This window comes from Ferrithrix thermotolerans DSM 19514 (genome assembly GCF_900128965.1).
GTDB classification, from domain to species: domain Bacteria; phylum Actinomycetota; class Acidimicrobiia; order Acidimicrobiales; family Acidimicrobiaceae; genus Ferrithrix; species Ferrithrix thermotolerans.
In genome coordinates, this window is sequence record NZ_FQUL01000019.1 from 26,512 (window position 1) to 41,271 (window position 14,760).

14 protein-coding genes are annotated in these 14,760 nt (G+C 50.4%); 7 read left to right on the forward strand and 7 right to left on the reverse strand.

Features of this window, described 5'->3' with window-relative positions:
* Positions 1–137: 137 nt before the first annotated feature.
* From BUA24_RS07175 to BUA24_RS07185, 3 genes are read right to left on the reverse strand one after another with little or no spacing between them, the layout of a single operon-like run.
* Positions 138–1,715, reverse strand: coding sequence for a sensor histidine kinase (locus BUA24_RS07175; protein WP_143146447.1), 1,578 nt, complete (start codon positions 1,713–1,715; stop codon positions 138–140).
* The gene (locus BUA24_RS07180) at positions 1,687–2,421 is read right to left on the reverse strand and encodes a response regulator transcription factor (protein WP_072790566.1); all 735 of its coding nucleotides are present in this window, start codon (positions 2,419–2,421) and stop codon (positions 1,687–1,689) included. Before BUA24_RS07180 ends, BUA24_RS07175 begins: the two co-directional genes overlap by 29 nt.
* A gap of 36 nt (positions 2,422–2,457) precedes the next feature.
* Positions 2,458–3,927, reverse strand: a complete 1,470-nt coding sequence (locus BUA24_RS07185) for a S1C family serine protease (protein ID WP_084660299.1) — start codon at positions 3,925–3,927, stop codon at positions 2,458–2,460.
* A gap of 537 nt (positions 3,928–4,464) precedes the next feature.
* Here BUA24_RS07185 and BUA24_RS07190 point away from each other — a divergent pair.
* Positions 4,465–4,791, forward strand: coding sequence for a hypothetical protein (locus BUA24_RS07190; RefSeq protein ID WP_072790568.1), 327 nt, complete (start codon positions 4,465–4,467; stop codon positions 4,789–4,791).
* Here BUA24_RS07190 and BUA24_RS07195 read toward each other — a convergent pair.
* On the reverse strand, positions 4,788–5,582 hold the full coding sequence (locus BUA24_RS07195) for an enoyl-CoA hydratase-related protein (protein ID WP_072790571.1): 795 nt from the start codon (positions 5,580–5,582) through the stop codon (positions 4,788–4,790). The two genes, BUA24_RS07190 and BUA24_RS07195, sit on opposite strands and share 4 nt — an antisense overlap.
* An 85-nt stretch (positions 5,583–5,667) precedes the next feature.
* Entirely contained in the window at positions 5,668–6,168 is a 501-nt protein-coding gene (locus BUA24_RS07200; protein ID WP_072790573.1) for a DUF1003 domain-containing protein, read from the reverse strand.
* Positions 6,169–6,358: 190 nt separating this feature from the next.
* Here BUA24_RS07200 and BUA24_RS07205 point away from each other — a divergent pair, with 190 nt between their 5' ends.
* From BUA24_RS07205 to sufC, 3 genes are read left to right on the forward strand one after another with little or no spacing between them, the layout of a single operon-like run.
* Positions 6,359–7,600 (forward strand): SufB/SufD family protein, encoded by a 1,242-nt coding sequence (locus BUA24_RS07205; protein ID WP_072790576.1) that lies wholly within the window; start codon positions 6,359–6,361, stop codon positions 7,598–7,600.
* The gene (locus BUA24_RS07210; protein ID WP_245790350.1) at positions 7,594–7,938 is read left to right on the forward strand and encodes a non-heme iron oxygenase ferredoxin subunit; all 345 of its coding nucleotides are present in this window, start codon (positions 7,594–7,596) and stop codon (positions 7,936–7,938) included. Before BUA24_RS07205 ends, BUA24_RS07210 begins: the two co-directional genes overlap by 7 nt.
* The gene (sufC, locus tag BUA24_RS07215) at positions 7,935–8,714 is read left to right on the forward strand and encodes a Fe-S cluster assembly ATPase SufC (RefSeq protein ID WP_218587436.1); all 780 of its coding nucleotides are present in this window, start codon (positions 7,935–7,937) and stop codon (positions 8,712–8,714) included. The genes BUA24_RS07210 and sufC overlap by 4 nt, the downstream gene beginning before the upstream one ends.
* Before the next feature lie 275 nt (positions 8,715–8,989).
* On the opposite strand, the gene BUA24_RS07220 is transcribed toward sufC, so the two are convergent.
* Complete coding sequence (locus BUA24_RS07220; RefSeq protein ID WP_072790578.1) at positions 8,990–10,159, reverse strand: NAD(P)/FAD-dependent oxidoreductase; 1,170 nt, start codon at positions 10,157–10,159, stop codon at positions 8,990–8,992.
* A gap of 13 nt (positions 10,160–10,172) precedes the next feature.
* The gene (locus BUA24_RS07225; protein WP_072790581.1) at positions 10,173–10,361 is read right to left on the reverse strand and encodes a ferredoxin; all 189 of its coding nucleotides are present in this window, start codon (positions 10,359–10,361) and stop codon (positions 10,173–10,175) included.
* A gap of 131 nt (positions 10,362–10,492) precedes the next feature.
* Here BUA24_RS07225 and BUA24_RS07230 point away from each other — a divergent pair, with 131 nt between their 5' ends.
* The 3 genes from BUA24_RS07230 to BUA24_RS07240 all read left to right on the forward strand — a co-directional run bounded on the left by BUA24_RS07230 (position 10,493) and on the right by BUA24_RS07240 (position 14,065).
* A complete protein-coding gene (locus BUA24_RS07230) occupies positions 10,493–11,206 on the forward strand; it encodes a response regulator transcription factor (protein WP_072790584.1) in 714 nt (237 codons plus the stop codon).
* Between the two features lie 162 nt (positions 11,207–11,368).
* Positions 11,369–12,853: a sensor histidine kinase gene (locus tag BUA24_RS07235; RefSeq protein ID WP_143146449.1), complete on the forward strand. Its 1,485-nt coding sequence runs from the start codon at positions 11,369–11,371 to the stop codon at positions 12,851–12,853.
* 18 nt (positions 12,854–12,871) lie between these two features.
* Entirely contained in the window at positions 12,872–14,065 is a 1,194-nt protein-coding gene (locus tag BUA24_RS07240; RefSeq protein WP_178138746.1) for a phosphodiester glycosidase family protein, read from the forward strand.
* Positions 14,066–14,760 lie beyond the last annotated feature (695 nt).

Sequence of the window (14,760 nt, forward strand, 5' to 3'; positions counted from 1 at the left end):
AAGAATAAGAGCCATACTCTAATATCGACTTTAGGTTTCATGTGGATAAATTGTTCTTTGCTCCATGACTGAATCATCTAGCTAGGGCAGGGGTCCAAGAAGATGTGCGACTCTGTAAGTGCCCTTAGCTGGTCTGATCATTCGACGCTGTCCGGCTCTATTAGGGGTAAGTCAACACCAAAGGTCGTCCCCTTGCCAAGGCCTGCGCTGTAAACCCAGGCTCGGCCACCGTGTGCGTGTACAATTGCAGCGACCAAAGAAAGCCCTAGGCCGGCGCCTCCCTGCGCTCTTGACCTCGATGCGTCAGAACGGTAGAAGCGCTCAAATACTTTTGAAAGATTTTCGGGTTCAATACCCGGTCCACTATCTCTCACCTCTAGACGTGCGTAGCTCTCCCAGAGCAGTTCTTTGATTGTTGGGTCCACGCTTCCAAATAGGTCACCGATATCTTTCGAAGTAGACTTTGCTCCAGGCGGTATGGGCTCCAGTTTTGAAATTCTGTGGGTGGACACCCACACCGGCGAGTCTGGCGGCGTGTGACTCCTTACGTTCGACATAAGGTTTGCAACAACCTGTGTGATCTGGTTTTTATCGCCGAGAACCCATAAGTTTTGAGCTAAGTTGACATCGAACTTGCGCTCGGGCTGTACTACAGAGGCGTCGGTTACCGCCAGTTCAACTAGGTGAGACAGATCGATAGGTTCAAGGATGAGAGGACGGTTTTGATCCATCCTTGCTAACAGGAGTAAGTCTTCAACCAAAGCACTCATTCGCTTGGCCTCTGACTCGATCCTTTCAATACTCCTCTTTAGATCTGCCTCGTTCTGTAGTGCGCCTGCCTTGTAGAGTTCAGCGTATCCCTGAATTGATGTTAGGGGCGTGCGGAGTTCGTGGCTGACATCAGCTATGAAGACCCTAAGCCTCTCCTCTGAGTTTTTCGATCGGTCGAGAGCGCTCTGGATGCGTTCGAGCATCTTGTTTAGAGCGTTTGCGAGACGTAGGACCTCTGTTCCGGTTCCTTTTGCCTCTACTCGTCTATCGAGCTGTCCATCTGCGATAGCGGACGCCGTGTCAGTCATAGCTTGAATTGGTCGGAGTCCGAACCGTAACGACGCGCTCCCAATCGATGAAAGAAGAAGCAGGACGCCAACTGATACTAACAGCTCCACGACCAGTAGCCTGTGCAAGGTTGCGTCCACTTGAGTTTCAGGTAGAGCTACCACCACAAGTCCACTCCCTATGGGCAGACTTTCATCTATGGCAAGAACCCTATAAGAGAGATCTTGGCTTTCCCCTACAGCTTTAACGGTTGTAACCTGACCCACCTGGAAGGTATACGATACCGACTTGCCGGCAGACCTTATCAAGTTGGGCGGTGGACCAATCGTATTGTTAGCAGCTTTGATCGGCAAAGTCAGCCCAACTCCTGAACGATCAATGAACTCGATGTAGGTTCCAACGGGCCATTGACCTAGAGCACTTTGGGGAACAAGACCTCCATTTAGATCACCGTTTACAAGGACGTGTGATGCTGAACTCATGGAGCTGACTAGCTGTTCGTCTAATCGCTGATAGAGAAAGGAGTTTAGAGACGAGTACAGAGCCAGGTCCAAGATCAGGGTTGTGAGAGCCAAGAGGCCCAGTATGATGCTAAGAAGCTTTGCCCTAAGCGACATGTAGGCTAATCTACGATGGAAGGCGCAGGCTGTAGCCAACGCCTCTTATCGTCTTTATAAGTGGTGGCTGGTTTGTATCGATCTTTTTCCTAAGGTACGAGATATAAGTTTCAACTATGTTGGCATCCCCGCCAAAGTCGTACTCCCAAACATGGTCAAGAATCTGAGCCTTCGAGACCACCTTGTTTGCGTTAATCATGAGGAATCTCAGTAGTTTGAACTCAGTGGCAGTGAGTTCGATCAGTTCATCTCCCCGGCGCACCTCATGAGTATCTTCGTCAAGGACTAAGTCGCCAAACACCAAGCGGGCTTGGCGCTCTGGGGAGTTGCCTGACCGCCTCAAGATAGCCCCCACTCTCGCTGAGAGCTCGGCCAAGGAGAAAGGTTTTGGTAGGTAGTCATCGGCACCTGCTGTGAGACCCGTAACTCGATCCTCCACCGCATCCTTTGCAGTGAGGAACAGCACGGGGGTCTTGTTACCTTCTTCCCGGAGGCGCTTTAGTACCTGAAAGCCGTCTAGATCCGGCATCATGATGTCCAGTACGATCAGATCAGGTCGGAAAGACCGAGCCTTTTCGAGACCTTCCCGACCTGAGTTGGCGGAGGCTACCTCGTAGCCTTCGAAGCTTAGAGACATGTTGAGTAGTTCCGTTATAGGCGGTTCGTCGTCGATGACCAATACCTTGATCCCAAGGGGATCCTTCCCCACTCGAGACCCCTGTGTTGGAGATGCTATATTTTTCATCGTTGTTCCTGCCTTTCGACTACTCTCAGGTTCAGCTTAGGCTCCAGCGGGAGCGGCTGCTAACGTGACTGTAGCAGAGTTTTGACCGGTATTTGGGTCCAACCAGGTAACTGTCACAGTGCTCCCCGCCGACTTTGAATCGATCGCAGCGACCAGTTGGTTGATGTCAGTGACCTTAGTGCTCCCAACGGACTGGATCACGTCTCCGGACTGGATGCCAGCCGCCATGGCAGGGGAGTTGGCTACAACGTTGTCTACTAACACGCCCTCTGTACTAGATGGGTATCCAAGTTGCGACGCTAGAGATGCCGTTAGATTTTGAACGCCTACTCCGAGGAAGCCATGAGAGGCAACACTAGTGTTGGTATTTGGGTGCGCTTCTATCTGCTTTACGATTGCTAAGACCGAGTTAATTGGCTCCGCAAATCCGATACCCTGGGCGGACTGTGAGCCGCCAGCACCGGTGGCGGCCGCTGTATTCATGCCGATGACGTACCCTTGTGCGTTTAGAAGAGGTCCTCCTGAGTTCCCGGGATTGATAGGTGCATCGGTTTGAATCATGTTGTAGAGCGTCTCCGTTGCTCCGGTCTCGTTCTGTGCCTGTACCGTGCGGCCTAAAGCGGATACAATACCCTCTGTTACGGTAGGAGTACCCTGGAGGGCGAGAGCGTTACCTATGGCCACAACAGGATCACCGACCTTGACGGTGTTAGAGTTGCCCAGTGTAACCGTTGGGAGATTGGAGGCACCTTGTATCTGAATCAACGCCACGTCATGTGTGGGGTTGGCTCCTATAACCCGAGCTTTGTACGTCTTCTTTGAGTTGTAAAGAGTTACGGTTATGGAGCTGGCGTTTGCGATCACGTGATTGTTAGTGAGCACATATCCATTAGGAGATATGATCATACCGGTCCCAGCTGCCTGGAACTGGCTAGAGGTGTATCCGCCAAAGAAGCCGTTTGAAGGTGTTGATATATAGCCCGTTGTGTTGATGTCCACGACCGCTGGCTCAACCTGGCTTAGCAGCTGAGGGACGTCGATGGTCCCCGATGAGCTAGTTGCACTCGCCAGTGGTGTAGCTGTAACCTGCTTGATCACTGGTGCCTGACTGTTCGTGGAGTTCTTCGCTACCTCGTAACCAACTCCTGCACCTACGGCACTAGCTACGAGCGTCGATACAAGCGTGATGCCAGCGAGAGTCTTTAGTCCTCTGCCGTTTTTGTTCTTTACTGCATGAGGCTGACCACCATCGTTTGTCTTACTGTAGGAGTATGCCCCAGCAGCGTACGCCGCTGTCGCTGCGAAGGGCTCGGACGTCGTAGCGGCATTGGTAACTCCGTCATTAGGGCCGTCCTGATTCGCTCCCTTGGTCTGGTCGAGGTGGGAAAAGATGTTGAACTCTTTCATCGTCTCCTCCCCGTCTGGCTCTGTAGAACCTTGCGAGTTTACCGCTAAGTCCTGCTCCGTTGAGTCTGGGTCCTTATTAAAGTTTTCTTCGCTTGTCACTTCTCTCTCCTAGCTCATAAACTTTCCATATACATACAACTGCTGGTTGCTATGTTTTAGCTGGGAGTTAAATAAGACGGATTTAGGACATTTTCCTGCTGAGCCTGATCTTAGAGATAGGGTAGGGGACTTGGATGCTAAGTTGTAGAGTGACACAGGTTTCACCTATCGTCCAGCCCTTATGTAAAAAATATAAAGCAACGTGAACATTGAAGATCCAGGAAATAGACTTAGAACTTTGGCTCCTACAACTTGGAAGACCTTGTTCTGGTAGTCCCTTTGCATCGCCGATTAGGCTGAAATAACGCCATCGCTGAACTCAAACCTAAGGTTTTCTAAGAGGAGCTATCGACTTCACTGGCTGTGGGGCAGATTCTCAGTCAGCCTCTGTGAGTAGCTCCTAAAGAGGATACAGAGCATCTACAGGTGACTTGGATGTAAGCGTGGTAATGTTTTGGAGGGTTGATTCGTCTCGTGCCAGCGGAGTTACCTCTGGGGACGTGCGTAGCACAGCCGATAGGAGATAGACATAGAAAAATGATGCGTGAAGAGTGTAAGCACTTTCAAAGCAGGACCTACGACTCTGGCGAGGCATCGAGATTTTGTGTTTTGGATCTTGCTCCAGAGGCTCCTTGGAGATGTCCCGATAACTGCCCATCCTTTGCGCCCCGCTTGGCAGATGTAGCTTGGGTTCATGGCTCTCTGATTCCAAAGGCTTTGGGCCCGGAACCCAACGATATAGATAGCGAAGATGTCCAGGCGGTGCTGCAGGATGCGGAAAAAGTCGTTGAGGAAGAGGCTCAGGAGGTTGCGCAAGAAAAGCCCAGAGGCATCATGTCAAAGTGGAGGGGACGGAAGAGCTAGGGCTCAGAGAACCTAGGAGGCCGTTTTTCAGCAAACGCTCTAGCTACTTCTCTCAGGTCCTCTCGATTCAAAAACGCTGTGTTCCAAAGAGCAACGTACTCAAGGTTTTTGGCAAGATCCTCGTTGTAGATACCGTCTAGTATCTTCTTGGTACCTCGCACCGCAGCTAAAGAGTTTTCGGCGATCTCGGCTGCGAGGTTCAAGGCACGCCTTTCACATAGTTCCTTATCCGGTAGCACCTCGTTTACGAGGTTAATGCGAAGGGCTTCGGTGGCATCAAAGTCGCGGCCAGTAAGGGCAAGTTCGTACAGTAAACCTTTTGGTATGATTGAGGGTAGGAGTTGTAAGGTCCCTAGATCTGCAACGATTGCGATCTTGGTTTCTCTAATTGAAAAGACCGAATCTGCGGAGCAGAATCTGATCGAACAGGCTGAGATTAGATCGATCCCGCCTCCAATGCAGTACCCAGAGACGGCTGCGATGGTTGGGTGCCTAAGGTTCGCTAGCAGCTCAGTAGTACTTTGCAGTGACTTGATATGGCTATGAAGATTGGTCTTGCCGTCTTGGTGGTTACCGGAGAGTGTGCTCATCTCCGAAAGATCTAATCCGGAGCTAAAATGTTGGCCATCGGCTGTTATGACTACAGCCCTGATGTGGTCGTTGGAGTCCAGCTCTTTGAGCACCTTGGGCATCTCGTCGAAGTACTCTTTGCCCATAGCGTTCAGCTTGTGTGATCTGCTAAGCCTTACGACAGCTATATTGCCAACATGTTCGACTGCTACTGCTGACATCTCTCCTCCTTTGCTATCTCATAAAGGTAACAGGGAGCAATCAAAAAGTCTGGTCTCCCGCTGGCATTGAACAACTCTTTTATTTTCACTCCTGCTTTGCTGATGCGACCAGTTTCTGTAACTCGGCAAGATGTTGCAGAACCTTGGTCTCAAGATCATCGATCTTCTTGTCCTGTTCGGCAAGGTGATTGTCGATGATCTGGGTCTCGTGTAAAAGCGCCTCTGCATCTTGGTACGTTTGGTCGGCTCGTTTGTCAGCGGCCTTGGCCTGTACATCTTGGCCTACCATGATGATTGAAAGAAGAACAAGTTGGAGGAAGGTTTGGGCAACCCATGACACAATTGCTTGTATTCCCGATCTAATAGCCGCCGGAAGTGACAGCATGTCAAATGCGGCGAAGAGATAGGCGCACCACATGGAGCCAACAGCCTTGGTTATCTTGACGGCGAGCCATGCGTTAAACCTACTTACGGCGTTGTCTCGCGGCAGTTGGTCGAAGACCTTTACGGGCTTCTCTGACTTGTGTAGCTCCACCCAAGGATGATGTTGCCTCTTTGACTCTTCCGCGACAGAGACGTTGGACACGGGTACTCCTTTATTTTATTCAGTAGGACGTTGCAGATAGCATATGCTAATGGATACTTGCAGGCAGTAGGGGTTGTGTTGGATTGCTGCTCGTTAGTTTTCCATCCGCATCAGTCGGGGAATTTATCACATTGCGGTAGTGTAATTATGGGATTCAATTTGGGTATCGAGTCGTTAGGGATGGATTTAGTTGCGATTATTTAGAGAAGATCTATCTTGGTCGCTCCCTGAGGAGCTGAACAAGGGTGCAATCTTGGAGAGCATCGAGAGAGTGCTCGGGGATATGGAAGCACCTAATACTTCCCTAGAAGACTGGCGCTATGGGCGAGTTGATGAGCTTGATTTATCGAAATATAAGGTGGTAAATCCACATATTCGAAGCTCAAACGGCTACGTATCTGAGTGGATCTCAAGGTGGCACGAGCTTGGATCTGACGCGTTCGGCGTAGAGATCGTTGTCGAGGACTTTGAATCCGTTTGCCAGGGCGTAGCGAGTGATACAGTACTTACAGCCAACGAGAATGATGCTTCATCTGCTGAAGCAGTCTTAGATCAGCAGGAGCCGTTTCACTACCTGAGTAAGCTGTTGTCGACTAAGAAGACCTCTATCGTAGTTGGCGATTCGAGTGAGAATTCTTCTGTGTTCTTGGGGCTCTTAGCTCCAGATGTTGACGGAGCGGTCTTTGCGCGAGACCTGCACATAAAGGTTCCCAACTATACCAAAGGTGTATTGGCGCTCGTTAGGGAAGGCGGTAGCAGAGACAGTCTCTTCCTCGACAGTATCTCAGTCGAGGTTGGAAGGGACGCGGAGTTGAGTGTTGTGGTTCTGCAAAATCTCAGTGATGGAGCCTGGGACCTAAGTTACTATGACTCTCAGATCGACCAGGGGGGAACACTAAAGTCTCTTACCGTCTCGCTGGGTGGCGACTACTCAAGACTTAGGAGCGTGTCGAGTCTGCACGGTAGGGGGGCACAGGCCTATCTAAAGGCAGGCTACGTTGCAGGAGGTACGCAGACTATGGAGTTCCGAACCTTCCAGAGACACCTAGCTCCGGCAACTCATTCCGACCTCTTGTACAAAGGAGCGGTTGCGGGTAGCTCACACTCCATCTATTCAGGGCTAATTGCGATAGAAAAAGGCGCCAGAGGATCTAATGCATTTCAGACCAATCGTAACATCGTCCTCAGTGAGAGCGCTCGCGCTGACTCTGTGCCAAATCTCGATATCCAAGAGAGTGACGTTCGGTGCTCTCACGCTTCTGCCGTGGGCCCCGTAGATGCGGACCAACGCTTCTACCTTGAGACAAAGGGTATAACGACCGAAGTGGCCGAAAAGATGATTGTGAGTGGGTTTTTTCGGGATCTCACGGAGTCTGTGCAAGGGTTAGATCTGTCAAGTTTGGTACTTGAGTCACTGGAGCGAAAGTGGTAGAGAGAAAAGAAAGAAGTAAGGGCATGCACTTTGTCTGCAAACGAGAAGATCTGAAAAGCGGTGAGGCTCGTCAGTTCCAGGTAAAGGGAGTAAAAATTGCCATAGTCAGAATCGATGACGACTTCTATGCAATAGGTGATATCTGCTCTCACGCAAAGTACTACCTATCAGAGGGAGAGGTGTACAAAGAGGAGAGGGAGATCGAGTGCTGGAAGCACGGTAGCACCTTCTCTTTGATCGATGGAAAGCCCCAGTGCCTCCCAGCAACAAAACCAGTGCCTGTCTTTGGCGTTGCCATTGAAGGCGATGACGTCTTTGTAACGATGGAGAGATCATGAGCCAAGCGTCCATGGTTCCAGTGCTGGAGATTACCGATCTTCATGTTTCGGTAGGTGAAAAAGAGATTCTGCGGGGCGTATCTTTGACCGTTGGGGAAGGTGAGAAGGTAGCCATAATGGGACCAAACGGTTCTGGAAAGACGACCCTCTCTAATGTGTTGCTAGGTAAGCCGGGATATCGTATCGATCAGGGATCGATTAGGTTTATGGGTCAAGACCTATCCTCTCTTAGCACACATGAGCGTGCCCAGCTTGGACTTTCCCTTGTGTCGCAGTATCCTCAGGAGGTAGAAGGAGTCGATCTGAAGGATCTCGTAGGTGCCGCTCTATCAGCGCGAGGGCTAGACCTAGATGGTGTCGAGAGTCGTGTCGCTAATGAAGCTAGGAAGATTGGCTTCTCCGAGTCTCTTCTGGGGCGATGGGTAAACGTTGATCTCTCCGGAGGCGAGAAGAAGAGGTTGGAGACACTGCTTCTGTCTCTTGTGCCCGCCAGGCTCGCTGTACTTGATGAGCTCGACTCAGGACTTGATATCGATGCTCTGCGGCAGGTATCTCAGAGAATTGAAGATCTTAGCTCTTCGAACTCGATGGCCGTGGTTGCTATTACTCACTACTCCCGTCTTCTCAAGACCCTAACCGTCTCTAGGGTTCTAGTTCTGGCTCACGGCCTCTTTGTAACTGAAGGAGGTCCAGAGCTAGCTGAAGAGCTGGAGACTACTGGGTACAGGGACTACACAGGTAAAGGGACACCCACTGAAGACATTTTCCCCTTCTAATTACCGAATTCATGGATTAAAGTTGTGACTTTGGTCACTTGTATGCTACAGTAGTAACAGGCCTTGGCCCAAGGTTTCGGAGGGGAGGCTGCAGAGTCAGCCGGGTTTTTGGGGACTGAGTGAAATCAGTCCCCAATCATTTTTTTCTCAGGTGCCGTCGTGGTCTAGAGTCGTCGGTGACTTCTAATGATTTGGGATTGGTATATCGGATCTTGGGACTGTGAGAACTGAAACTATGCGAGCGGATTATCTTGGCACATACAGGAACGTCAGGATTACTCTAGGGAGTTGGTAATCCTTGATTTTATCTCTGGAAGATGTTCGCTCCCGTCAAAGAGAGCCGCTCCTGTGAGTCGCAAACCGTCGTGGAAGTATACAACGGTTTGTGCGTCCTTGGTAATCACCTCTTCTTCGGACCCTTCAGTTCGAACTCCGATGGTTTGGATGAGGTGGCCGTGCTGTTCAGTCCAGGCAAAAGGAAGCTCGTGGACTACCTGCTCTGCATTGGTGATGTACCGAGCAACGTTTAGAGCTTGGTTGACAGCAGACTCAAAGTGCTCAATGTGGAGGTTCTTCTTGTAATGTGGCGAGTACCAACTAGCCACGTCTCCCACTGCGAAATGGACACCTTCTTCGTCTATACGTCCGCAGCTGTCGGCTAAGAGAGCGCCCTCCCTGCCCAGCTGGAACCCGGAGTCTTGACCGAGCCAGTTGGTGGCAGGCCTTACACCGACTCCCACTACCAAAAGATCGAGCTCATAACTTTTCGACGAGCCATTAGCGATGAGTGTAGAACCCGCATCTGTTTCAACTACCCCTATAGGCTCTCCAAAACACGTCTTCACACCCATCTTTCGATGAAGGTCGGAGAGCTTTTTTGCTAGGTGGGTTCCAAGCGCCTGTGCCATTGGAGTAGGAGATGCGTCAAATAGGACTACATCACTTACTTGACCTACGAGGGATGAGGCGATCTCAGACCCGATAAAACCTGCGCCTAGTATCCCTATGCGCATAGAAGAAGAGATGCTCGCCCGTAGCTTTACAGCGTCATCCAGTGTGCGAAAGTACATGACTCGTGTTGACGGTGCAAGACCCGGAGGCGTTATAGGAGTAGCGCCTGTGGCTACTATGAGAGCGTCGTAACTGAGATCCTCATGGTCCGAGGTGAATACAACCCGGTTGTTCTGATCGATAGATGTCGCTGTGACCCCTAGCCGAAGGGAGAAGGGCTCCTCTACGGTTCCCCTCAGATAAACTCGCTCTTTGCTGGTCGTGCCTTTCAAGATCTGTTTCGATAAAGGAGGTCTTTGATAGGGGTGATGGTGCTCCTCTCCAATTAGGACTATCTCCCCTTTGAACCCAAGACGGCGAAGCTCGCGAGCGCTACGAAATCCCGCAAGTGAAGCACCAACTATAACGCAACGCTCTATCGAACTTTGGGTCATTGTTCCTCGGGTTTTAGACGATCTTGATGGCTTGGGTGGGGCAACTAGCGACCGCTTTTTCCACGATGGATCTCATGGAGTTGTCGGGAGATTCGTTCAAGATATACAGAAACCCATCTTCGCGCACCTCAAATATTGAAGGTGCTATCTGCATGCAAACTGCGTTCGATTGACACTTGTCAAAGTCAACTTCGATTTTCATAAAACTCCCCTTTTTGAACTTAGCCTATAGCTTTATCGTAGTTCATACGATGCTCATAGTTTCAACTATGAAACATCTCAGGAAAATCGGTTATCGTTGCACTATAGCCAGATAGTAAGGAGTTTCTTTACGTGAGGGTACTATTAGTTGACGACGAAGTTAGTTTGGGAGAGGCGCTTAAGCGTGGTCTAAGCGCCGAAGGATTTGCTGTAGATCTGGCGAAAGACGGTCTCGAAGGTCTTCGGATGGCTAAAGAGACTGCGTATGACATTATTGTACTTGACATAATGTTGCCGGGAATGAACGGCTTTAAGTTGACTGATACCTTGAGGAAAGAAGAGATCTGGACTCCTATCCTCATGCTCACTGCGAAGGACGGGGAGCTCGACGAAGCAGAAGCTCTTGATACCGGAGCAGACGACTTCTTGAAAAAGCCCTTCTCTTTTACGGTTTTGTTGGCGCGCATGAGGGCTTTATTGCGAAGGGGGGTTGAGAGTCGTCCTCCCGTTCTCTCAGCTGGCGAGCTAAGTCTCGATCCCGCCAGCCACATCGTAAAGCGAGGTGATGTTGAGATCGACCTAACGTCACGCGAGTTTTCTTTCCTCGAGTTGCTACTTAGGTCTAAGGGTCGCGTTTTGACCAAGCGAGAGATAATAGAGCACGTGTGGGATTACGACTTTGAAGGCGACTCGAACATAGTTGAGGTCTACATAGGTTACCTTCGGCGTAAGATCGATCTGCCTTTTGGCACCAAGTCGATTAAGACCGTGAGAGGAGTTGGTTATCTCCTCGATGAGTCAGGTGGTGCCAACAGTGAGGATCCGGTCGTATCCAAGGTAAGCTAAGGATTTGAAATTGATTTTATCTCCTTTGAAGACTCACTGAGGAGTTGCTGTGGAGGCTTACCTGAAACGGTGACTTACGGTTCGCGTGATTGGTCAAAAGCTCGTAGAGCTCGTGATAGAGGAGCGAAGAAGCGCTGGTCTGTTCGTGCTCGAACCACGCTCGTGGCCTCCCTCGTAGTAAGCAGTGCGTTACTACTTGGTTCTATCATCATGGTTGAGCTCCTGCGAAGCGAGCTCACTGCAAATGTGATTGAGACCGCAAAGAACGAGTCGGTCAACATCGTATCGCTGGTTCAAGGAGGTGAACTCCCCAACCCGATACCGATTCCAAGGGGTGATCTTGCGGCCCAAGTAATAGCTCCCGATGGAAAAGTGATTGCCTTTACTCAAAACCTCGAAGGAGAAAGACCACAGTACCAGTTTCCACAGATGAAAGGTACGTCTCAAACCGTTGTAAGGCAGTCAAACAATGCGATTGCCCAAGTAGGCGATCATGACCATAACTACATACTGGTGGCCAACCGTGTCGATGTTGCGGTGCCTGTAGAGACTCAGGCTGCTAAGACCTACGAGGTATTTCAGTCCAAGAAGCAGTCGAAGAACGTCATCTTTTCTGGCAGTACTGCTCCGGGTAACTACTACGTCTACGTCTGGGCGTCGCTTCAGTCTGTTGACCAGTCGGTGAGGACACTGTTGCTAATACTGCTGGCGGGCTTTCCCTTGTTGATTACCGTCGTTGTAGTGGCGACTTGGCTAACATCCAAGAAAGCTTTTGAAGCTGTGGAACGAATTCGTGTTGATGTGGATGAGATCTCCGAGACTAACCTTTCTCGAAGAGTGTATGAGCCCAGTCAAGGAGATGAGATCTCGCGGCTCGCCCACACAATGAACCAAATGCTTGAACGTCTGGAGATCTCCACTGAAGAGAGGAAGCGCTTCGTTGCTGACGCTTCGCACGAACTAAAGAGTCCTTTGTCTGCTCTAAGAGCGTCACTAGAGATAGCGATCCGCCATCCAGATGAGGTTGACTGGGTCGCAACAGCCAGAACCGGTATCGCTGAGAGCCAGAGGATGCAACATATTATCGAGGACCTTCTGCTTCTCGCAAAGGCCGATGCTGGTCAGCTTCTTGGAACATTTCAAAGCGTCGATATCGATGAACTGGCTGTTGAGGAGTGCCAAAGGTTGAGGGCTCTTACCGATGTGCGCTTCGATCTCTCTGATATGTCTGCCGGTCGCATCCAAGGAGATTCAGAGAGAATTCGTTCCGTGGTTAGGAACCTTTTAGAGAATGCGGTGAGGCACGCGTCGTCGCAGGTGTGGGTCTCGCTTAAGGCGGTGGACTCACACGTTGTTTTCCAGGTGGCGGACGATGGTAAGGGTGTCCGGGAGCAAGACAGGGAGAAGATCTTTGATAGATTTACGCGTCTTGACGAGTCCCGGAGCCGGGATCGGGGAGGATCGGGTCTCGGACTCGCAATAGTCAAGTCAATTGTGATTGCCCATGGAGGCACAATTTCGGTTTCAGACAACGATCGCTGTGGCCACGGAGCACAGTTCACAGCAGTTTTTGAGGCGGATTCATGTAGTGTGTTGGAGTCGGATGCGTTGCCGTTTCCTCCTTTGAACGTTAACAACTCACATTAGACTAATGCGGGAGAAATTTTGCGAACACGAAGAAGACGTCGGCCGTCTAAACGAACTTTTTTGATTCGCCGTAGCGCCGTAGGGGTTTTCTCACTGCTCATTTTGATTACGGGTTACTCCTATGTCAATGCTCTGACGGCGCCGGGAGGTGCTGGCTTTGGTGTTACAACTGTAGAGTGGGTTCGAGGCCATGGAGGAGCTTCTCTTGTGAGAACTCTTGAGAACATGTGGTATACCCTCAATGCTCCTAAGGTGGGTGGTCGGCCTCCCAAAGGGGCGTTTATTCCGAAGGGTAAGGCAAAGGTTAGTGCAAGCACGGAGCTCTCCACGACTCCTCACCTTCCGCCACCCACGCCTATCACTCCTTTGGCCTTTCCCTCTTTACCAAACGAAGGTAAGTGGACTCCTGAGGGTTTGACAATCAATGGATATCCAAGTCTATATGTGACACTTCTTCGACCAGATCCTATCCATACCTCGCTAATAGCAGGGATCGCTTGGATGGATCCACACTTGGTCAACTTCACTCAGTTTGCAGGGTATCAACAGCCCCCATCTGGTGGCCCCTGGCCTTATAAATCCCCAATACCGGCGTCCATGCAAAGTAATCTTGTTGCTGCATTCAACTCAGGCTTTAGGATGCAAGACGCCCAAGGTGGATACTACGCCTACGGAAAGTTCGCTGTGCCTCTGGTCGACAATGCAGCGTCCTTTGTGATCTACAAGAATGGATCAGCCAACGTAGTGGCGTGGCACGACGGTCAGAAGATCCCTAGCGACGTGGCCGTAGTCAGGCAAAACCTGACCCTTTTGGTAGACCACGGAAAGATTAACCCAGCGGTTTACGACAATAACTACACGATCTGGGGTCAGACGGTCGGTAATACTGTCCTGGTTTGGCGCTCTGGAGTGGGCGTGACGAAGGACGGTGCTATCGTTTACGTGGCTGGTCCGGGTCTCTCTGTTCCATCGCTCGCTAACCTGCTAGTTAAAGCGGGAGCGGTGAGAGCTATGGAATTTGATATAAATACTGACTGGGTAAACTTCTTCTACTTCAATCAAACCCCGGGAACCCTGGCATCTCCGGCGAATGGGTCGCAGCTTGTTGGGGGCATGCTACGGCCAGTAAGTCGCTACTTTGGGGTGACTGATCGTGACTTTGTAGGGGTTTTCGCCCGCCCGAAGGCCGTGTCACTAGCTAGCGGTTCCTAAGCGAACTTACTCCACCTAAATCCATGCTCTCTTACTTTGAGTAGTGATCATGATTTGTTTTGGTTATAAGTTGTAGCCAGTAATTTACTTGGTATATGAGATGTCCTGTGTTGGTATAGCCATGTGGATCCAAAGAACGCTTCAATGCATGTATCTCACATAGCAAGCAAGCAGGCGTGGTGAGAAGGAGTACCATAGCTATCTTGTACATAGTAGCTGCAGAGAAGGCGGTAGGGTAAACCACAACACGGTGGCTAACGTCTCAAAGCTTTCCCTTTCGTCTACAGAAGCGCTTACCTTAGCTCTTGCGAAGAAAAACAGTCATTGATGCTGGAAGCGACTTTGGGATTACCTCCACTAAAGACACGGTGCTTCTGCACTTCTTTACGCTTTGGCAAAGAGTTCACATCTCATAGGCTCAATGGGTAATAGCTCCAAAGAGAAAAACATAACTCTAGCAATGATCATCTCCTAAGCTATTGCCCCTTCCTCAAAACTAACGAATGTAAAATATCTCAAAGACTCCACCTTGGCAGATGACCTAACCCAACTTTCGATCCCCACCCAACAACTCCCAGCTCAGCGGCTTAGTCCCAGTGGATAGGGCACTACAAACTGGCTACTACCTTGGCTCTCCTGGGTAAGGGGTCACTAATCCCGAGTGAGTCATAGATCTGGCGTTGTTCGGGATCTGG

What these genes read in the sequence shown, in the direction of transcription:
- sufC (WP_218587436.1), top strand. Translation starts at nt 7,935, where the DNA reads ATGAGCCAAGCGTCCATGGTTCCAGTGCTGGAGATTACCGATCTTCAT.
- BUA24_RS07195 (WP_072790571.1), bottom strand. Translation starts at nt 5,582, where the DNA reads ATGTCAGCAGTAGCAGTCGAACATGTTGGCAATATAGCTGTCGTAAGG.
- BUA24_RS07180 (WP_072790566.1), bottom strand. Translation starts at nt 2,421, where the DNA reads ATGAAAAATATAGCATCTCCAACACAGGGGTCTCGAGTGGGGAAGGAT.
- BUA24_RS07220 (WP_072790578.1), bottom strand. Translation starts at nt 10,159, where the DNA reads ATGACCCAAAGTTCGATAGAGCGTTGCGTTATAGTTGGTGCTTCACTT.
- BUA24_RS07190 (WP_072790568.1), top strand. Translation starts at nt 4,465, where the DNA reads ATGATGCGTGAAGAGTGTAAGCACTTTCAAAGCAGGACCTACGACTCT.
- BUA24_RS07225 (WP_072790581.1), bottom strand. Translation starts at nt 10,361, where the DNA reads ATGAAAATCGAAGTTGACTTTGACAAGTGTCAATCGAACGCAGTTTGC.